Here is a 19,142-nt window from a genome sequence, read left to right on the forward strand (position 1 = left end):
CTGAGGTTGAGTTGTGAAAGATAAATTAAAAAATTCCCTGTGGATGATCGCTGAAAAGCTGATTGCGGTGTTCGGCCTGATATTTGTCACCTCGTATGTGGCGAAATATGTGGGGCCCACCACCTTCGGCATTATCTCGATTTCGATGCTGGTTTTTCAGTTCATCCAAAGCATCGCGCTGATGGGCAGCGATGTGATTCTGCTGAAACGCTTATCGCAAAATCATCACTCCGGCATGCGCTTAATGATGGCGACCTTTCTGCTGGTGTTAGTGATTTACGGCATTCTGGCAGCCAGCGGCATGCTGATTATGGGCGAAGAGTGGAGTGCTGAAGCGCGGGTATTTATCTGCGCAGCGGCGATTGCCTGTCTGTTTTCCTCGCTCGATCTGGTCAATATCTACAACGAGGCGATGCTTAATGCGCGCCTGAATGTGATCGCCAATCTGGCGGGGCTGGCGATCAGTTTAACCGTGCGCTTCTTTATTTCGTATTACGGTTTGGATCCGCAACTGTTGTCGATTCCGATCGTACTGGCGACCTTTATTCCTTTTGCCATCAAACTGACGATATTCCTGAAATACCATCGTCAGGTACCGATTCCGGCACTGCGCCAGATGAAGAAATATTCACGCTATATGGTGGCGTCCGGTATTTCTCTGGTGTTTTCCGTGATTGCGGTGGCGATTTATACCCGCGTTAATCAAATCAGCGTGTCGTATTTCCTTGGTGTGAAAGAGGCGGGAATTTTCTCTGTCGCGCTGACGCTCGCCACCGCGTGGGTATTTTTACCCAATGCCTTGCTGGCTTCCTTTTTCCCGGCGTTCTTTGCAGAGCGTGACGATCGGCAATCGATTATCAAAGCGCAGAAATTACATCTGCTGGTGATTGGTGTCTCGTCGCTGGTGATTCTGGCGATTTGGTTATTGTCCGGATGGTTTATCCGTGACTTCTACGGTGCGGAGTATCTCGATGCGGTAGCGCCAACGCTGTTACTCAGCGTGGGTGCGATGTGCGCGGTGCTAAGCAGCGTGATGGATCGTTTCATTATTAAGTATAACGGATATCGCTATTTAGTGAAGAAAACCTTCGTGGTGTTATTAATTTGCGTGGCCTCCTCTTTATTGTTGGTTCCTTATTTCGGTTTAAATGGCGCGGCCATGAGCGTGGTATTAACCGAGTTTTTATCTTTCACCCTGCTTAATTACTTTTTCCCTGCTCAACCCGTAATGCGTATTCATCAGATTTTTATCAATCCCAGGAAACTATGGCTGTTATTTAACAATATCAAAACCTCAGACAGTAAAGAGAGTTTATCATGAATGAAAAACCCCTGTTTAGTCTTATCATTCCCGTCTATAACTCACAAAAAACCATTAAACGTACCTTACTGAGCGTGCTTAAACAGACGTTCAGCAGTTACGAAGTGATTGTGGTTAATGATGGCAGCAGCGATTCAACCGCGAATATTCTGCAGGAGTTTAGTGCTTATTCGCAGGTCACGGTAATTCACCAGATTAATGCCGGTGTCAGCGCCGCACGAAATAGCGGAATGCAGCAGGCCCGCGGTGAATATGTGTTATTCCTCGATGCGGATGATTGGGTAGATGATAACTTCCTGATGATCTTCAAACAGAATCTTGATGCCTGGCCGGCGGAATCTGTCGATTTGATGGTAGGAAACCTCAACGACAACCGCGTGGGCAAAGTGTCGCAGGCGGGCTTCTTCAGCCAGGAGGACATTCCTTATGTGCTCGGTGAGTTGGAGATGAGTGATAACATCGGTTATCTGCATAACAAATGTTATCGCCGTCAGATTATTGAGGAGTTGAACCTGCGCTTTTTGGAAGGTATCTCCATGAGCGAGGATCTGCTGTTTAACCTTAAATTCTTCAGCTGCATTAGCAATTTTCTGGTCACGCCGGGTGCGGCTTATCATTATGAAGATGTGGAGGGTTCATTATCGAAGCGTAAAGTGCAATACAGTGAGCTGAAAGTACGTAAACAGTTTCTCACCGCACTGTATGATTCGATCATCAGTAAATATCAGGCCAGCGATCTCGACTATTTCCTTAAAGGCATCTCCAAACGTGTGCTGGCGCTGGATATGCAAATCGTGACCGCGATGTATCACTCTTCGTTTTCACCTGCGGATATTGCCCAGGAAATTAATGAAATAAAGCGGGGTAAATACTCAAAAGGTATTTTCATCCTGCTGAATAAAAATGAAAAATTGAAGTACATGATTATGAATTTGAATACACTCACAGCGTACTATTTTCTTTATGCACTCTACAGAATGCGCGCATTCTAATTAAATTCTCCCGGCGTTAGCCTCTGGACGCATTTGCGCTATCAGAGGCTAGTGGCCGGGGGAGTTGCTCTTGTGTCATTTGCACTACCCGTGGTAACAGCCCAGCGTTGCCACACCTTTCCACTTTCCTCACGCCTTTCTGCTGACTCCCCGTTACTCCTTCTTGCACTCATTCCGCGTCTCATGTCAAATAGCGCCCCATGCAATCGATTGCGCGCATGTTTCGTGCATTTAATGCGGCGCAAAACATCAGGATGCGTGAATTTCATCTCATGAAGCGTCATCCTTTGCGTTCCGGCCGGGCGGAGCAGCCCACGCCATGATTGGTAGCCATCTTTGTGGCTGCATGTTGATAAAGCTTGAAATTCTGGAGAGACAGATGGACAACTCACAAACCGGTACGCTTGGCACCGTAGAAACGGCGGCTAAGGGCTGGCGTAAGAGTGATACCGTGTGGATGCTGGGTCTGTACGGTACGGCGATTGGTGCGGGCGTGCTTTTCCTGCCGATAAACGCCGGTGCAGGCGGGCTGATTCCGCTGATTATCATGGCGATTCTTGCCTTCCCGATGACCTATTACGCGCACCGCGCGTTAACGCGCTTTGTGCTCTCCGGTAAAAATCCCGGCGAAGACATTACCGAAGTGGTGGAAGAGCACTTTGGCGTGGGCGCTGGCAAGATCATCACCTTGCTCTACTTCTTTGCTATCTATCCGATCCTGCTGATGTACAGCGTGGCGATCACCAATACCGTTGATAGCTTTATCGTGCATCAGCTGGGGCTGGTTTCGCCGCCGCGTGCGCTGCTGTCGCTGATTCTGATCATCGGCATGATGACGGTGGTGCGCTTTGGCGAGCAGATGATTGTGAAAGCGATGAGCATACTGGTGTTCCCGTTTGTGGCGGTGCTGATGCTGCTGGCGGCTTATCTGGTACCGCACTGGCATGGTGCAGCGCTGGAAACGTTGTCATTAGATGCGAATGTAAGCGGCCACGGCATTCTGATGACGCTGTGGCTGGCGATTCCGGTGATGGTGTTCTCCTTCAATCATTCGCCGATTATCTCCTCTTTTGCTGTTGCCAAACGCGATGAGTACGGCGCAGGCGCGGAGAAGAAGTGTTCGCGCATCCTGGCGAACGCCCATCTGCTTATGGTCGTGACGGTGATGTTCTTTGTGTTCAGCTGCGTGCTGAGCCTGTCGCCCGCCGATCTGCAGGCGGCGAAAGATCAGAACATCACCATTCTCTCCTATTTAGCCAACCACTTTAATGTACCGATGATTGCGTGGATGGGGCCGATTGTGGCGATGGTGGCGATCACTAAGTCGTTTCTCGGGCATTATCTGGGGGCGCGTGAAGGGTTTAACGGCATGGTGGTGAAGTCGCTGCGCAGCCGCGGTAAAACCGTCACGCCGCAGCGTCTGAATCGCCTGACCACCGCATTTATGCTGCTGACCACCTGGCTGGTGGCGACGCTGAACCCCAGTATTCTGGGCATGATCGAAACGCTGGGTGGGCCGATTATTGCGATGATTCTGTTCCTGATGCCGATGTATGCCATTCAGAAAGTGCCGGCGATGCGTCAGTACAGCGGGAAGATCAGTAACCTGTTTGTGGTGATTGTCGGCGTGCTGGCGATTTCGTCGATTGCGTATTCACTGGTCAGTTAGCATTCTAGGGTCGCCGTTCTTGGCGACCCTAATATCGCTAAACCGCAGCCGTTTTAAACACACTCATCGACTGCGCCAGACGATCCGCCTGTTCCTGCAACGCCTGCGACGCCGCTGAGGCTTCTTGCACCAACGCGGCGTTTTGCTGCGTTACCGCTTCCATCTGCGTAATCGCTGAGTTGATCTCGCTAATCCCGCTGCTCTGCTCGCTGCTGGCAATGGTGATTTCGCTCATAATATCCGCCACGCTCTTCACGCTGTTGACCACTTCACCAATCGTTGAACCGGCGTGCGTCACCAGACGGCTACCTTCATCCACCTGCGCGACCGAATCCTCAATCAACACCTTGATCTCTTTAGCGGCAGATGCCGAACGCGCCGCCAGATTACGTACTTCGGTGGCCACCACGGCGAAACCACGGCCTTGCTCACCGGCGCGTGCGGCTTCGACCGCGGCGTTAAGGGAAAGTATGTTGGTCTGGAAGGCGATGGAATCGATCACGCTGATAATATCGACGATCTTCTTCGAAGAGAGCGTTATGGCTTCCATCTTCTCGATCACCTGTTCCATCACCACACCGCCTTGCTTCGCCACGTTGGAGGTGTTGGCCACCAGCTGATTGGCTTCCCGCGCGTTTTCGGCGTTGTGCTTGACGGTGGCGGTCATCTGTTCCATCGCCGATGCGGTCTCTTCCAGCGAGCTGGCCTGCTGTTCGGTGCGTGATGAGAGATCGATGTTACCGCTCGAGATTTGATTCGAGGCGACAGCAATGGTATCGGAACCGGCGCGCACATCGGAAACGATAGTGAGCAGATTGTCGTTCATCGCCTGCAGCGCCTGCATCAGCACGGCGGTTTCATCTTTACCGCTGATTTCAATGTGCGAGCTGAGATCGCCTGCCGCGACTTTTCCGGCGATTTCCACCGCTTCATTCAGCGGACGCACAATTGAACGCGTCAGCATAAAGCCTAATACGATGGAGGCCGCAATGGCAAGAGCGGAGAAGATTAGCGTCATCTCAATAGCGGATGAGCCGTTATCAATAATCTTCGCGCCTTCTTGCTGTAACTGCTGCGATTGCGAATCGGCAAACGCCACCGCGCTCGCCAGGAACGCGTTTTGCGTATCGGTAATGGATTTCAGTACATAGGTGCTGGCGGCGTCTGCATCGCCAGCGCGTACCAGCTCAATCAGCTGATGTTTCTCGGCCTCGAATTTGTCACTGGCCGCCAGCAGCCCGGCGATTTTCTTTTTACCCACTTCGGTAACCTGTATCGCTTTGATTTTATTCATCGCGTTGTTGGTATGTTCAGTGGCTTCGGCGAGTTGCTGATAACGTTTAACGTTATTTTCCGGACGCGTGGTATCAATCACGATGCCACGCAGATATTTAATTTGATCGTTAACACCGTCACGGACGTCAAAACCGAGACGCACTTTTACGTAACGGTCTTCCACAATCGACGTAATACCGGTTTTGATGTTGTTAATTTTGGTAATCGACGTGATGCCGACAATGACTAACAGTGCCACCACTAAACCAAAGGCGATGCCCAAACGGACGCCGACCTTCATATTCTTTAAGCTCAACATTGGTTCTCCCCGTAATGCCAAAAATTGATGTTTTCAAGACGGAAAAGCAGGCAAGGCGCCCGCATCAGGTTGATGTTTTCTAAGATGAAAATCGTTGCGCAGCGTGACAAAACTGGTATGGCAGCACCGGCGCTATCAGTTATCGGTTGTGGATGTTTTAACTTTAATTTTTTAGAGGTACGTCACAGTTTGGTTAATGACGTTAACATCGATTTGTGGCTGGGCGGGGACGTTGGGGACTTTGTAGGGTGCGCATTCATGCGCACCTGGTTAAAGGGGCGCATGCATGACGTAATGCTTGTCAGTTAATAAAGCATTTCGCTTTAAATCTGGTGCGGGCTCTGACACCTCTGCTGCGTCACGGGCCGTCCTCGCGCCGCTAACGCGGTGCCTTCGGCTTCCACGTCGTGCCAACTGACCGTTCGCGGATCGGCCGTCCTGGCCGGCCCGAACTGCCTCACGCATCCATGCGTGAGGCTCCAGGCCCAACGTAAAAGCCTCAGCGCTGCGAATGGCCCTTTTACCGTAGCAGACGCGCCAGCGCCTCTGGCAAATGTGCCGTTTTCAACAATACGCACTGAAGCTTAAGAGCAGGCCGAGGGCGCTTTTGGGCAGGCATTCCGCAGCGCTGAACGAAGCGAGAAAGCCAGGAGAGCCCGCAGGACGCGGGCGAAAGGCGGAGCCGGGACAAGGAAGTCCCGTCTCCGCCGGTCCGTCAGGCAGACGAGCGAAGTGAAGGCACCGCGCTAGCGGCGCGAGGACCGCCGGACCAAAAGTGCCCCCGGCCTGCGCACTCGTCGTTGGCTTATCGGACCAGCATTACGCCATAAATGGCGGCGTTAAGATGGAACGGGATAGACGAATTAACGCGGCTTTTTCAGCACGCCGTGGATCACATTCGACAGCTCGTTGATTTCGAACTTCGCCACGTAACCATCGGCACCGACTTTGCGCACATGATCTTCGTTGGCGCTGCCGGAGAGTGAAGAGTGGATCACCACCGGAATCTGGCGCAGGTTGTTATCGCGTTTGATGTTGCGCGTTAAGGTAAAGCCATCCATCTCCGGCATTTCGAGATCGGTCAGCACCAGCGCGATCTTGTCGTGGATCGACTCACCATTAGCAGCCGCTTCTTTCTGCATCTCGTTAATTTTGATCCAGGCTTCCAGACCGGTGTTGTGCATAATCGCCGGGATGCCCATGCTTTTCAGGCCTTGCTCCAGCAGCTGACGCGCCACTTTGGAATCTTCCGCCACAATCGCCACCTGGCCCGGCTTCAGATTGAAGTCTTTGGCGGTCTCTGCGCTTGGCTCAACGCCGCGCACTGAAGGAATGATGTCATACAGAATCTGCTCAACGTCCAGCACCATCGCCAGATTATTGCTTTGGCCGTCGGTATCCAGACAGGCGATGCTGGTGATGTTGCGGCTACCGATGCCTGCTTCCGCCGTGTGCACCTGGCTCCAGTCGAGACGCACAATGTTCTCCACCGATTCCACCGCAAACGCCTGAGTGCTGCGCGCATATTCGGTCACCAGCAGCAGGTTAAGGCCGGTTTCTGGTTTGCAGCCGGTGACGGCGGGCAGATCGATAACCGGAATAAACTGGCCGCGAATACTCGCCATGCCAAGCAGCGGCGATTGCATGCCAGCGGCGCGGGTGATGGTGGGCATCGGCACGATTTCACGCAGTTTAAACACGTTGATGCCGTACAGCTCAGATTTGCCTTTCAGCTGATCGGAACCCAGTCGGAACAACAGCAGTTCGAATTTATTGGAAAGCGCAAGGTTGGCGCGTTCATCGATCTCTTTCTGAAAATTATCCATCATGGCCTCGGAGCAGATCTGGGCTGAGTAAAGGGCAGGGCAATATCGCCATGATTAACTTATCGGCAGAAGAGAAAAAAAATGAAGGGGGAGATAGCGGAAATTTTAGCGTGAGAGCGATCGCCCTCACGCGGGTACCCTTTACTTCAGCAGAATGGCGCGCACGCTTTTGCCTTTGATCTTGCCCTCTTTCAGCTTGATCAGCGCTTTCTTCGCCTGAGCGGCGTCGATGGCAACATAGGCGTGGGTGGCGGTCATATCGATCTTGCCGATCTGATCGCCGCTGAATCCGGCTTCACCGGTCAGCGCGCCGAGAATATCGCCCGGACGGATTTTGGCTTTGCGGCCGCCATCAATGCACAGCGTCATTTTGGTCGCCGGCAGCGATTTGGCGCTGGTGCCTTTCAGCGAGCTGGAGGAAACCCAATTGAGCTTCTGCTGCAGATACTCTTCCAGCGCATTGGCGCGCACCATTTCGTCGGGGGCGACAAAGCTTACCGCCAACCCTTTCTCACCAGCGCGACCGGTACGGCCGATGCGATGAATGTGCACTTCCGGATCCCACGCCAGCTGGAAATTCACCACCAGCGCCAGTGATTTAATATCCAGACCGCGTGCAGCGACGTCGGTGGCGATCAACACGCGGATGCTGCCGTTGGCGAAGCGAATCAGCACGCGCTCACGATCGCGCTGCTCCAGATCGCCATGCAGCGCTAACGCACTGATATCACGCTCGTTCAGCGCGGCGGCAACGTCGTCACACTCGCGCTTGGTGTTACAGAACACCACGCAGGAAGCCGGTTGTTGCTGGCTGAGCAGCGCGCCGAGCAGGCTGTGGCGCTCTTTGGCGCTGGCTTCAATAAACTGCTGCTCGATAGTCGGTAACTCAGTTTTATCTTCGGTGGCGACCGCCAGCGCATCACGCTGAAAACGCTGGCTGAGGCTGGCGATGGTATCCGGCCAGGTGGCAGAAAACAGCAGCGTCTGGCGCGTTTCCGGCGTAAAGCCGATGATCGCTTCCATGTCGTCGCGGAAGCCCATCTCCAGCATGCGATCGGCTTCATCCAGCACCAGCGTTTGCAGCTGGCTGAGATCAAGGTTGTCGCGCTTCAGGTGATCGAGCAAACGGCCCGGCGTGCCGACCACGATATGTGGCGCATGCACTAAGGAATCACGTTGCGCGCTCATTGGCTGGCCGCCGCACAGCGTCAGAATTTTGATATTGCGGGTAAAACGCGCCAGCTGACGCAGCACGTTGCTGACCTGATCGGCCAGTTCACGCGTCGGGCACAGAATCAGCGCTTGAGTGTGGAACTGGCTGTTATCGATGCGGTTCAGCAAACCCACGCCAAAGGCGGCGGTTTTGCCACTGCCGGTTTTCGCCTGCGCACGCACGTCGCGCCCTTCCAGAATCGCGGGCAGGGAAGCGGCCTGAATCGGCGTCATGGCGTCGAAACCCATCTCGCGCAGGTTATCGAGTTGGCTGGCGGGCAGTTGCGTCAGGGTAGAAAAAGCAGTCACGGGAAAGTCTCTAATTGCGGGTAGGATGGCGGCGGTCAGTCTGGCAGAAAGGGGCGTGATCGGCAATGGCAAAAGCGCTTCTGCTGCCTGCCTGAAAACCGTTAGCGTTATAGCAGGCTTGTCTCGTTTTTATACGCATACTGTTGCAAAGTTCTAATGCTTTTGAGGTTGATTTTATTCTGCAATGAGGGCGCTAAACCTCGACATATTCAACGAAAAAGGAGAATTAGCGTTATTAAACAAGCATTATCAGGGTTTGTTAATGCTTACTTATAAGTATTGTGCTAATGAATGGCTTCGCTTAGGTAAAATTCTGATTAAAACGAATAGCCGATTTGCTTTATATTTACCCCGCCGTTTGGCTAATCAGTAAATACCCATAATATTTCAGAGGTCATTTCATTGAGTCATTATGTCCAGGGACAAAACGAAGACATTCTGAAAATCGTCGGCCGCGCCGTGTTAACGCTGCATCTGCATGGAGAAACCTTATCTTCGGATAAAGTCAGCTCTATGATTGCCTGTTACGCGGAAGAAGAGCCTGTCAGCGACGATGAAAACCAGCGGCTGTATGCGCTGGCGATTCAGATGCTTTCGTAAAATCCAGCACTCATCGGGTGTGCGCATGCCGCCTGTTTAAGTCGTACGTAAAGCCTCCTTGCGGAGGCTTTTTTGTTGGGGTGGTGCAGCAATTGAGACGGTCGCCATGAATGGCGACCCTACGGCAAGGTGCGTATTGATGCGTATCGGGGAATATCAGGCGCTGAACACCGGTAATCCGCGGTGGAAGGTGGCGCGGACCGGGGAGATGCGGGCGACGGCTTCGGCGGAGCAGCTGGCCTCGACCAGCATCATGCTGGCTTCATCGTCGACCTTCGGCCACTGACGTTCGCCCTGATTCGACAGCGGCAAAATCCCGCCAGTGGCGATATGCAGCGCGCGGCTCAAACCGAACTCATCGGAACCGCGATACAGCTGCGCGTACAAATTGGCTTTCTCCAGCATGCTGCCGGTGCCAAACGGTGACCAGTGATCGATCACGCTGTCCGTGCCGGTCATCACCGTGATGCCCGCCGCCTGCAACTGCGGCAGCGGCATGGTCAGCTTGCCAATCGGAATGGTCGACGCCACGCTCATCTGCTGCTCGGCCATGCCCGTAATCATCTGATCCAGCGCTTTGCCTTCCAGCGTGCCGAGCGCAAAACCGTGGCTCAGCGTCACTTTGCCCTTCAGCTGCGGGTTTTTCGCGATGGTGTCGATCATGTACTGAATGGCCGCCACGCCGGATGGCGAGGTTTCGTGCAGATGGATATCTACGCCGCGCTGGAAATCGAGGGCGATCTGGAACATCGCATCCAGCGACGCCTGCATCGCGCCATCCACGTTGGTGGGATCCAGCCCGCCGACAAACTGCACGCCCATCTGCATCGCTTCGCGCATCAAGCCATCAACCTTCGAGTGCAGTAAACCGTGCTGCGGGAAGGCAACGATTTCACACGGGAATTCCGGATGATTCGCCAGCGCCAGCTTGAGATGCTCAAGGCTTTTCAGGCCGCTAACCGGATCGATATTGCAGTGGCTGCGCGCTTCGGTGGTGCCCTTGCTGTGCAGCAAACCAATGATCGCTTCGGCACGCGCCTGCGACGTTGGCAGCAGTTGCGGGATCAGCACCTGTTCGCGCGCAATCATATCCATGATGGTTTTGCCCTGACGCGGACGCGGCGCTTCCCACGGACCACCGTAAAAGGTTTTGTCGAGATGGATATGCATATCGCGGGTGCGCGGCAGCAGCAGGGCGCCGTTGGCATCCCACTGAGGCAGATTGGTGTTGCGCGCTTTGCCTGCGGCATCAATCGCCGCGAAAGTGCCGTCTTTGATAGTGATGTCGTACAGCGCGGTGCGCGTGGCGATCACCTCTTTACCGTCGCGCTCAAAGCCCTCTTCGAGGCGGACATTGAGCAGCTGGTAATGCGCAACGCGCGGTGGCGGCGTGTGCGGCTGTGTGCTGTTAGCGAGCAGCGGTGAAGCGGGCGCAGCGTAGCTGATGCCGGCGGCCAGCAGGCTTCCGGCGGCGGTCAGACTAAGAAATTCACGACGGCTGGGAGAGGTCAGTTGCATCAGCGGTTCCATCAAATGAGAAACGCTTAATCTGGCAAAACTCAACGCAGCGCGCTGCGATATTTGCCACTGGTTAGCAGTGGCAAAATCACTGCCACTGCAGCTGACAAAAGGTCACCAGCGCGGCGGCCAGCGCCTGCTGCAGTTCGTCCTGCGGCGCACGGCAAAATAGCGCCAGTTCAAAATGGTTGATGGTGGGTAAACCATCGGCTTCCCCTAATACGCGATGCTCAGGCAAGCGGCAGCTGGCGGGCAGCAGCGTTAAGCCCAATCCGGCGGCGCTGGCGCTGGCGAGCGCCACCAAACTGGCGCTGCTGTAGCTGATGCGCCAGCTGCGGCCGAGGCTATCCAGCGTCTGCGCCATCTCCTCGCGATATAAACCGAGCTGCGGGAACACCACCAGCGGCACCGGCGTTTGCTCAAAGCAGGGATGTGCGGCGCTGTCCAGCCACAGCAGCGGCTCGGGGCGCGCAGCCAGCGGACGTTCACCGCCCGGCTGTTTGATCAGCATGATATCCAGCTCCTCACGCTGCCAGGCACGATGCAAATCGACATACATGCCGCTCATCACATCAAGGCGCAGTTGCGGATGTTCGCGACTGAACTCCGCCAGCAATCCGGCGGTCGGCGCGGCGAAATCTTCAGGCACGCCAAGGCGCAGCACGCCGTCGCGCCATTTATCGCTCAGCACGTCGTGCGCTTCGCCATTTAACGCGATGATGCGGCGCGCATAGCCCAGCAGCTTTTCGCCCTCTTCGGTGAGCGCCACCTGATGCGACGTGCGCTGCAACAGCGGTTTACCGATCATCTCTTCCAGCCGACGCACCTGCTGGCTCACGGTGGATTGCGACAGATGCACGCGATCGGCGGCGCGGGTGAAGCTGGCGGTTTCGCACACCGCGACAAAACTCAGCAGTTGCTGCGGGGTAAACATCGGCTGACGATTCATTTTTCCACTGGTCGTTATGGTGTTATTTCATTTCCAAATAGTAACGACTGCTGCGATGCTGACAACCTCTTTGCAGCAGGATTGTGTATGAATCGACATTTCAACGGATTAACGCTCGCCGCTTTGGTATTGGCTGGGCTGAATATGCGACCGTTACTCACTTCTCTTAGTCCGTTACTCGGCCAGCTTCGGCAGACGATGGGACTCTCTTCACTGGCGGCTTCGCTGCTGCCTGCGGTACCGATGGTGATGATGGGCGCGGTCGCGCTACTGAGCGCTTCGCTGATGCAGCGCGTGCCGCTGCAACGCTTGCTGCTAGCCGGATTGACGCTGCTGCTGCTGGCGCTGGCGGCGCGTGGCGTGATCCACGACGGCAGTTGGCTGGTGGTCAGCGCGCTGTTTGGCGGCCTTGGCGTGGGCGTGGTGCAGATGGCGATGCCGGGCCTGATTCGTCAGCGCTTTGCGCAGCGCAGCGCGCCGGTCACCGGATTGTGGGCCGGTGCGCTAATGGGCGGTGGCGGTTTGGGGGCGGCGTTATCGCCGTGGCTCAGCGATCATTTGGGCGAGCCGCTGGCGCTGAGCGGCTGGGCGCTGCCGGTGCTGCTGGCGATTGGATTGTGGTTATATGTGCGGGTGCCAACCGTCGCCAGCAGTGAAAACGTTGCGCTGCCGTCGCTGTGGCGCACGCCGCGCGCCTGGACGCTGGCAATCAGTTTTGGCCTGGTGAACGGTGGTTACGCCACCTGCGTTGCCTGGCTGCCGGATGCCTATCATCATCTTGGCTGGTCGGCGCAGGCCGGCGGATCGCTGCTCGGCGCAATGATTCTCTGTCAGGTTGCAGGTGCGCTGTTGATGCCGCTGCTAGCGCGTAAGGCGGATCGGCGTCCGCAGCTGATTATCAGCCTGGTTTGTCAGCTGATCGGCATGAGCGGCTTTCTGTTTGCCCCGCTGTTCGCGCCGTGGCTGTGGGCGGCGATTGCCGGATTTGGACTGGGCGCGGCATTCCCGCTGGCGATGGTGCTGGCGCTTGATCACCTGCCGCATCCGCAGGCCGGTGCACGGCTGGTGGCGTTTATGCAGGGCGCGGGCTTTATCATCGCCGGCTGCATGCCGTTTATCGCCGGTCAGCTACAGGCATTAACCCACAGTTTTTCCAGCGTCTGGCTGATGCAGGCGGCGGTGACGGTCGGGCTGATTTTGCTGAACCTGCGCTTTCATCCGCGCAGTTATGATCGGGCCTTTGGCCGGACTGCGGCGTAATTGGTCCTACCAAAAGATTCAAATGTGGCCGCGTCGTCACATAACATGAAAAATCCCGCCTGTTTCGTTGCATCGAAATAACAAAGCATTAACCATTCTCCTCCATCAAGCCCGCCCTGCTGCATTTTGGTCCTACCAATGCAGCATGGCGATGGAGCCTTTCTCAGGATAATGCGATGACCGAAAATACGCTGCGGGCGCGGCTCTGCGCCTGGATCACCGAGCATCAGCTGGAGCCGGGCATGCGGCTGCCGTCCGAACGCGCGCTGGCGGCGGAGTTTGGTTCATCGCGATCGTCACTGCGCGAGGCGATCCAGCAACTGATCAGCAGCGGCGTTTTAATCAGTAAACGCGGCGGCGGCACCTGGCTGCGTCAGCCGCAGCAGCCGTGGTCGGAACAGCGTATCGTTGAGCCGATTCGCCAGTTGCTGGCGGAGGATCCCGATTATCGCTACGACATCCTTGAAGCGCGTCACGCAATAGAGGCCAGCACCGCATGGCACGCGGCGTTGCGCGCCACCGAAGCCGATAAAGAGCGGCTGGCTTACGCCTTTGATGCGCTGCTGAAGATTAAGCAGAGCGACGATGCCGATCTCGCGGCGCAGGCCGATCTGCGTTTTCATCTCGCCATCGCCGAAGCCTCGCACAACGTAGTGCTGCTGCAGACCATGCGCGGCTTTTTCGATCTGCTGCAATCCTCGGTGCTGCACAGCCGTCAGCGCATGTATACCCATCCGGTGATTTTTAATCGTCTTAACGAACAGCATCAGGCGATGTTTGATGCGGTGATGGCCGGTGACGCGGAAAAGGCGCGCCAGGCGGCGATGGATCATCTCGGCTTTGTTCACACCACTATGAAAACCCTGCATGAAGATGAGGCGCGCCAGGCGCGCATTACGCGTCTGCCGGGCCACCAACCTCAGCACAAGGAAAATAACGGATGATCATTTCTGCTGCCTGTGACTATCGCGCCGCGGCGCAACGCATCTTGCCACCGTTCTTGTTTCACTATCTGGATGGCGGCGCTTACGCCGAGCACACGCTGAAGCGCAATGTCGCCGATCTCTCCGACGTGGCGCTGCGCCAGCGCGTGCTGAAAAACATGTCGGCGTTGAGCCTCGAAACGAAGCTGTTCAACGAAACCCTGTCGATGCCGGTGGCGCTGGCGCCGGTCGGCTTGTGTGGCATGTATGCGCGACGCGGTGAAGTGCAGGCGGCGCGCGCGGCGGCGCTGAAAGGCATTCCGTTTACGCTCTCAACCGTGTCGGTTTGCCCCATTGAAGAAGTGGCGCCGGCCATTAATCGTCCGGTGTGGTTCCAGCTCTATGTGCTGCGCGATCGCGGCTTTATGCGCAACGCGCTGGAGCGCGCCAAAGCCGCCGGCTGTACCACGCTGGTGTTCACCGTCGATATGCCGACGCCGGGCGCACGTTATCGTGATGCGCACTCCGGCATGAGCGGCCCCAATGCGCCGCTGCGTCGTTACTGGCAGGCGGCAACCCATCCGCAATGGGCGTGGGATGTCGGTTTACATGGCCGTCCGCACGACCTAGGCAACATCTCCACTTATCTTGGTAAACCGACCGGGCTGGAAGATTACATCGGCTGGCTGGCGAACAATTTCGATCCGTCGATTTCCTGGAAAGATCTGGAGTGGATTCGTGAATTCTGGGATGGCCCGATGGTGATTAAAGGCATTCTCGACGCGGAAGATGCGCGCGATGCGGTGCGATTTGGTGCCGATGGCATTGTGGTGTCGAATCACGGCGGGCGTCAGCTGGACGGCGTGCTGTCGTCGGCGCGCGCGTTGCCGGCGATTGCCGATGCGGTGAAAGGCGATATCACTATTCTCGCCGACAGCGGCATTCGCAGCGGATTGGATGTGGTGCGCATGATCGCCCTCGGTGCCGACAGCGTGCTGCTGGGACGCGCGTTTGTCTATGCGCTGGCAACGCACGGTCAGCGCGGCGTTGAAAATTTGCTCAACCTGATTGAGAAAGAGATGAAAGTGGCGATGACGCTGACTGGCGCGAAATCGATCAAAGAGATTACGCAGGCTTCACTGGTGCAGGCTAACGCGCTGTTGAGCGAGGCGGGCTTGAGTCCGGCGCGTCCACGCGCCGTGAGCTAATCCAGCAGAATGAGTCATGTTGTCTATACTCAATAGCTGTCGAACACAACAGGAGGAATGACATGACCATTCATAAGAAAGGATCGGCCCATTGGGAAGGCGACATTAAAGGCAAAGGTACGGTAAGTACCGAAAGCGGCGTGTTGAGCAATCAACCGTACGGTTTCAATACCCGTTTTGAAGGCCAGAAGGGCACTAACCCGGAAGAGCTGATTGGTGCAGCACATGCCGCTTGTTTCTCAATGGCGTTGTCATTGATGTTGGGCAATGAAGGGCATCCGCCAACAAGCATTGATACCACCGCGGATGTGTCGCTGGATAAAAAGGGCGACGGTTTTGCCATCACCAAAATCGCGCTGACCAGCGCCATCGTCTTACCGGGCATTGATGACGCGAAGTTTGATGAGATCATCCAGAAAGCCAAAGCGGGCTGCCCGGTTTCTCAGGTACTGAATGCTGAAATCACGCTCGACTACACGCTGAATAAATAATCGCCCAAATGGGTGACCAGCGTTAGAATCAACGGTGCGCCTTAGGGCGCACCGTTGCTTTCTGTCGTCTGGAGGATGCGTGGCAAAAAAACTGGCTGCAACCAAACACTGGAAAATGATCGTGGTGCTGTTGTGCATCTGCGGGGCGCTGATGCTGATTCGCTGGGCAGCGATGATATGGGGATGAAAGAGTGGATCAGCAGTCACAAGCTTGGCGTGTTGGTGATGGTGATTTTGGTGCTGGAGTTACTGCACTACCTGCTCACGGCGTCATGGTTCCCATGGCAGATTGGCTAATCAATCAGGCGTACTCACCGTCTGTCTGGCGTACGTTACGCGCACTGCTGCGCGCAATGCGATACGCCTTGCGTGGATCGCCCGCCACGAACTCAAACGTGGGCGAGAAATAGAATGGCAGCCAGCCGCCGAAGCCGCTTTCCCATTCCCAACGTACGGGGCAGGGCCAGAGAATGCCATCATACAAAATGTAATAAACCCAGCGTCCGTTTGGACGACGGGGGCGAGATGTTTTCATTGGATTCACAACGATGATAGTGAAAAGCAGCTTATATTTTGAACGCTACAACCCATTCTTGCAATGCCGTTTGGCTACTATTTGCGCAACTTTAATCAAGCTGGCACCGAATTAACGGTGCACTTCGCCACAAAGTAAGACCACATTTGGCCGCACTTTATGGATGCGTTCGGCCATCTGCTCACAGGCCACTTTGGTCGGATAGATACGCTCCGAAACCGGTAAGGCATCACAGGCATCATGCCCACATGCGCTCACTAATAAAACAAAACCAATCAGCATAATCAGACTCCTTTAACACCTTCTCGCTGGTACGGAATGTGTGGCTGGTCGTTCCCTTTTTTGATCCAGTATAGCTAAACGCGTTGAGAGTCAATTATCACCCTGAGCGGCTTTCTTGTCCGGCTCGCACGATTATACGCATCGCAGTGCGCAACCGTAGCTCAATCTGGGCTAAACTATGCGGCCCTGATAAAAACGATGAGTGAGTTAACATGTCGAACGAAATTGCCCAACCAGCCAGCAGCCCAAAACAAGCCGCCTTGCAACTGGTGATTGAACTGGTGCGCGCGGGAAAACTGAGCCCGCTGCACGGTGATGCTTCCAACATGATTTCAATCTACGAACAGTTCAAAACCCATTTCGAAGCGGAAAAAGAGTAATTTTTGTGCCAGCGGTCGCCATGAATGAATGGCGGCCCTATGCGATCTCATCCGTGTGGGTGCGGTCGTACTCTTCCTGCGCGCGTTCCAGTGATGGACCGTGCTCCAGCGCCCAGTCATACAACGCGATAAACGGTTGTTGCAGCGTCTGCGCCAGCGGCGTCAGGCTGTATTCCACACCGATTGGCGCGGTGTTCAGCACTTCGCGATTCACCAGCCCATTGCGCTCCAGCCGCTTTAACGCATCCGCCAACGCTTTGTGAGTGATGCCATCCAGCCGACGACGAATCTCATTAAAACGCGACGGCTTAGTACAAAGCACGGTGAGAATTAAAATCGACCATTTATTGGTGATGTGCTCCAGCACCGGCCGGGTTTTCCCTAAATCTCTCAAGCTGTTACCGTCGATTTCAGCCATGGCGATATACTCCGCGATATCTGGTATAAATAAAGTGCGTAATTGTTATTAAGTATAAAATATATACCATCTGCTTTCTACCCAAACAGGAGAGAGCAGATGAGCAGACTGAATAACAAAGTGGCGGTGGTACTGGGCGGCGCAAAGGGAATTGGTCTGGCAATCAGCCAGCGTTTTGCCAGTGAGGGCGCTACCACCTGGTTTACCTCGCGCCGTGACGAGGAGTTACAGACCGCCAGCAGCAGCATCAGCGGCAACGCGCATCCGCTGCGTGCCGATGTGAGCCAGCAGAGTGAATTGACGCGCATTATTGAAACGATCACGCGTGAATCCGGCCAGCTGGATGTGTTGGTGATCAACGCTGGGATGGCGGAGTACGCTACCATTGATGAGATTAGCGCTGAGCATTTTGATCACATCTTCGGCCTCAATGTGCGCTCGCCGGTGTTTGCCCTGCAGGCCGCGTTGCCGCTGCTGAAGCCCGGCGCCAGCGTGGTATTGATTGGTTCTATTGCCGATGTGATTGGCACCCAAGGATACGGCGTTTACAGCGCCAGTAAAGCCGCGCTGCGATCCTTTGCCCGTACCTGGACGCGCGAGCTCTCTGCGCGCGGTATCCGCATTAACGTGGTGGCGCCTGGCCCGATCGATACCGATATGATGCGGGCGGCTTCTGAAGAGGTGCGCAACGGCATCACCAGCACTATTCCGCTCAGCAGAATGGGCAAGCCCGAAGAGGTGGCCAACGTCGCGCTGTTCCTCGCCAGTGACGAGAGCAGTTACATCGCGGGCGCAGAAATCTGTGTGGATGGCGGTTTGACACAGGTGTAAGCATCATACATAGCCATCTCAGGATGGCTGTTTTGCTTTGGTCAGGCGAAATACCAGGCGGGCAGGATAGCGATTAAATTGTTTAACGTGTGCAGGAAGATCGGCAGCGCCAGGCTGTTGCTGCGCAGGCGGGCGTAGCACAGCAGCATGGAAAACAGCGTTAAGGCAACCAGCGTTTCCCAGTGCACATATTGGGTATGCATCGCGGCGAACAGCAGGGAGGTGAGCAGCATGCAGGCAAAACGGCTTCTCGGCGCCCACAACAGAAAACCTTGCAGTAAAAATCCCCGGAACAGCACTTCTTCAAACACCGGTGCCAGCAGCACGGCGGTGAGCAGCAGAATCAACATCGAGCTGCGTCCCTGCTGCGATTGCGCAATCAGCCAGCCTTCGGGTTGCAGAAATTGCGTCTGCGCCACCATCAAAGCGAACAGTAAACCGATAAATAGCAGCGCCTGCATCGGCCGCACAAAGCCCAGCGGAATGTCGCTGCGACGCTGACAGTAAAAACGGTACAGCGGATAGATCACCGCAAACTCCACCAGGCAGAGCACCGGCATCAGCAAGCCGTTGGTACGCAGCATCCCGTAATTGGGAAACAGCGTAACCAGCATGGTCACAAGGTAATAGACCACAAAGCTACCCACGTAGAACAGCGTTAACGTAACTTTGTCGGATTGGGTGTCCATAGGCGACTCAGCGAGCAGAGGAGAGCGCATAGTAGCAACGCCGATCATCCCTGTCGAGGTGGCGTGCTGCACATTTGCGCTGCTCAAATATTCCACCAACAAGACTAAATCTGCGGCGCTTGGGGCCGATAACCG

The 19,142-nt window shown here is 55.3% G+C and carries 21 protein-coding genes; 12 read left to right on the plus strand and 9 right to left on the minus strand.

Annotation, left to right across the window (positions count from 1 at the left end; all coding sequences use genetic code 11):
• The first annotated feature begins 13 nt into the window (after positions 1-13).
• The 3 genes from K5Y32_RS00355 (at position 14) to K5Y32_RS00365 (ending at position 3,982) form a co-directional block, all read left to right on the plus strand.
• A complete protein-coding gene (locus K5Y32_RS00355) occupies positions 14-1,321 on the plus strand; it encodes an oligosaccharide flippase family protein (protein ID WP_222181508.1) in 1,308 nt (435 codons plus the stop codon).
• Positions 1,318-2,313: a glycosyltransferase family A protein gene (locus K5Y32_RS00360; protein WP_222181509.1), complete on the plus strand. Its 996-nt coding sequence runs from the start codon at positions 1,318-1,320 to the stop codon at positions 2,311-2,313. Before K5Y32_RS00355 ends, K5Y32_RS00360 begins: the two co-directional genes overlap by 4 nt.
• A gap of 379 nt (positions 2,314-2,692) precedes the next feature.
• Entirely contained in the window at positions 2,693-3,982 is a 1,290-nt protein-coding gene (locus K5Y32_RS00365) for an HAAAP family serine/threonine permease (protein WP_222181510.1), read from the plus strand.
• A 37-nt stretch (positions 3,983-4,019) separates the two neighbouring features.
• Here K5Y32_RS00365 and K5Y32_RS00370 read toward each other — a convergent pair whose 3' ends face one another.
• Positions 4,020-5,576: a methyl-accepting chemotaxis protein gene (locus K5Y32_RS00370; RefSeq protein WP_110867787.1), complete on the minus strand. Its 1,557-nt coding sequence runs from the start codon at positions 5,574-5,576 to the stop codon at positions 4,020-4,022.
• 84 nt (positions 5,577-5,660) lie between these two features.
• Here K5Y32_RS00370 and K5Y32_RS00375 point away from each other — a divergent pair, with 84 nt between their 5' ends.
• On the plus strand, positions 5,661-5,885 hold the full coding sequence (locus K5Y32_RS00375) for a hypothetical protein (RefSeq protein ID WP_222181511.1): 225 nt from the start codon (positions 5,661-5,663) through the stop codon (positions 5,883-5,885).
• Between the two features lie 554 nt (positions 5,886-6,439).
• Here the strand turns inward: K5Y32_RS00375 and K5Y32_RS00380 are convergent.
• Together K5Y32_RS00380 and dbpA are read right to left on the minus strand one after the other, a co-directional pair.
• On the minus strand, positions 6,440-7,402 hold the full coding sequence (locus K5Y32_RS00380; protein WP_008105989.1) for a chemotaxis protein: 963 nt from the start codon (positions 7,400-7,402) through the stop codon (positions 6,440-6,442).
• 141 nt (positions 7,403-7,543) lie between these two features.
• Positions 7,544-8,923, minus strand: coding sequence for an ATP-dependent RNA helicase DbpA (gene dbpA, locus K5Y32_RS00385; RefSeq protein WP_101762496.1), 1,380 nt, complete (start codon positions 8,921-8,923; stop codon positions 7,544-7,546).
• A 402-nt stretch (positions 8,924-9,325) separates the two neighbouring features.
• Here dbpA and K5Y32_RS00390 point away from each other — a divergent pair, with 402 nt between their 5' ends.
• Positions 9,326-9,523 (plus strand): hypothetical protein, encoded by a 198-nt coding sequence (locus tag K5Y32_RS00390; RefSeq protein ID WP_039333073.1) that lies wholly within the window; start codon positions 9,326-9,328, stop codon positions 9,521-9,523.
• 156 nt (positions 9,524-9,679) lie between these two features.
• Here K5Y32_RS00390 and K5Y32_RS00395 read toward each other — a convergent pair whose 3' ends face one another.
• The gene (locus tag K5Y32_RS00395; RefSeq protein WP_222181512.1) at positions 9,680-11,041 is read right to left on the minus strand and encodes an amidohydrolase family protein; all 1,362 of its coding nucleotides are present in this window, start codon (positions 11,039-11,041) and stop codon (positions 9,680-9,682) included.
• Positions 11,042-11,129: 88 nt separating this feature from the next.
• Entirely contained in the window at positions 11,130-11,990 is an 861-nt protein-coding gene (locus K5Y32_RS00400) for a LysR family transcriptional regulator (RefSeq protein WP_192236741.1), read from the minus strand.
• Between the two features lie 87 nt (positions 11,991-12,077).
• Between K5Y32_RS00400 and K5Y32_RS00405 the strand changes: the two genes are divergently transcribed.
• The 5 genes from K5Y32_RS00405 to yniD all read left to right on the plus strand — a co-directional run bounded on the left by K5Y32_RS00405 (position 12,078) and on the right by yniD (position 16,059).
• Positions 12,078-13,250: a cyanate transporter gene (locus K5Y32_RS00405; RefSeq protein ID WP_222181513.1), complete on the plus strand. Its 1,173-nt coding sequence runs from the start codon at positions 12,078-12,080 to the stop codon at positions 13,248-13,250.
• Between the two features lie 176 nt (positions 13,251-13,426).
• Positions 13,427-14,194, plus strand: coding sequence for a transcriptional regulator LldR (gene lldR / locus K5Y32_RS00410; RefSeq protein WP_222181514.1), 768 nt, complete (start codon positions 13,427-13,429; stop codon positions 14,192-14,194).
• Complete coding sequence (gene lldD, locus K5Y32_RS00415) at positions 14,191-15,381, plus strand: FMN-dependent L-lactate dehydrogenase LldD (protein ID WP_222181515.1); 1,191 nt, start codon at positions 14,191-14,193, stop codon at positions 15,379-15,381. Before lldR ends, lldD begins: the two co-directional genes overlap by 4 nt.
• 62 nt (positions 15,382-15,443) lie before the next feature.
• Positions 15,444-15,872, plus strand: a complete 429-nt coding sequence (locus tag K5Y32_RS00420) for an OsmC family protein (RefSeq protein WP_101762490.1) — start codon at positions 15,444-15,446, stop codon at positions 15,870-15,872.
• Positions 15,873-15,951: 79 nt separating this feature from the next.
• Positions 15,952-16,059 carry a small membrane protein YniD gene (gene yniD, locus K5Y32_RS24820; RefSeq protein ID WP_021507251.1) on the plus strand — a complete coding sequence of 36 codons (108 nt, stop codon included), beginning with the start codon at positions 15,952-15,954 and terminating at the stop codon, positions 16,057-16,059.
• 114 nt (positions 16,060-16,173) lie between these two features.
• Here the strand turns inward: yniD and K5Y32_RS00425 are convergent, their stop codons facing one another.
• Both K5Y32_RS00425 and K5Y32_RS00430 read right to left on the minus strand, forming a co-directional pair.
• Positions 16,174-16,407, minus strand: a complete 234-nt coding sequence (locus K5Y32_RS00425; protein ID WP_110867781.1) for a hypothetical protein — start codon at positions 16,405-16,407, stop codon at positions 16,174-16,176.
• Between the two features lie 111 nt (positions 16,408-16,518).
• Positions 16,519-16,689, minus strand: a complete 171-nt coding sequence (locus tag K5Y32_RS00430; protein WP_222181516.1) for a hypothetical protein — start codon at positions 16,687-16,689, stop codon at positions 16,519-16,521.
• A 212-nt stretch (positions 16,690-16,901) separates the two neighbouring features.
• On the opposite strand from K5Y32_RS00430, the gene K5Y32_RS00435 reads away from it, so the two are divergent.
• A complete protein-coding gene (locus K5Y32_RS00435) occupies positions 16,902-17,069 on the plus strand; it encodes a hypothetical protein (RefSeq protein ID WP_168197444.1) in 168 nt (55 codons plus the stop codon).
• Positions 17,070-17,106: 37 nt separating this feature from the next.
• Here K5Y32_RS00435 and K5Y32_RS00440 read toward each other — a convergent pair whose 3' ends face one another.
• Positions 17,107-17,487 carry a helix-turn-helix domain-containing protein gene (locus K5Y32_RS00440; protein ID WP_222181517.1) on the minus strand — a complete coding sequence of 127 codons (381 nt, stop codon included), beginning with the start codon at positions 17,485-17,487 and terminating at the stop codon, positions 17,107-17,109.
• Positions 17,488-17,586: 99 nt separating this feature from the next.
• On the opposite strand from K5Y32_RS00440, the gene K5Y32_RS00445 reads away from it, so the two are divergent.
• The gene (locus tag K5Y32_RS00445; RefSeq protein WP_222181518.1) at positions 17,587-18,318 is read left to right on the plus strand and encodes an SDR family NAD(P)-dependent oxidoreductase; all 732 of its coding nucleotides are present in this window, start codon (positions 17,587-17,589) and stop codon (positions 18,316-18,318) included.
• Between the two features lie 41 nt (positions 18,319-18,359).
• Here the strand turns inward: K5Y32_RS00445 and K5Y32_RS00450 are convergent, their stop codons facing one another.
• Entirely contained in the window at positions 18,360-19,007 is a 648-nt protein-coding gene (locus K5Y32_RS00450; RefSeq protein WP_101762487.1) for a CPBP family intramembrane glutamic endopeptidase, read from the minus strand.
• Between the last annotated feature and the right edge of the window lie 135 nt (positions 19,008-19,142).

Origin of the sequence: Pantoea sp. DY-15 (genome assembly GCF_019795935.1) — a bacterium.
GTDB lineage: Bacteria > Pseudomonadota > Gammaproteobacteria > Enterobacterales > Enterobacteriaceae > Pantoea > Pantoea leporis.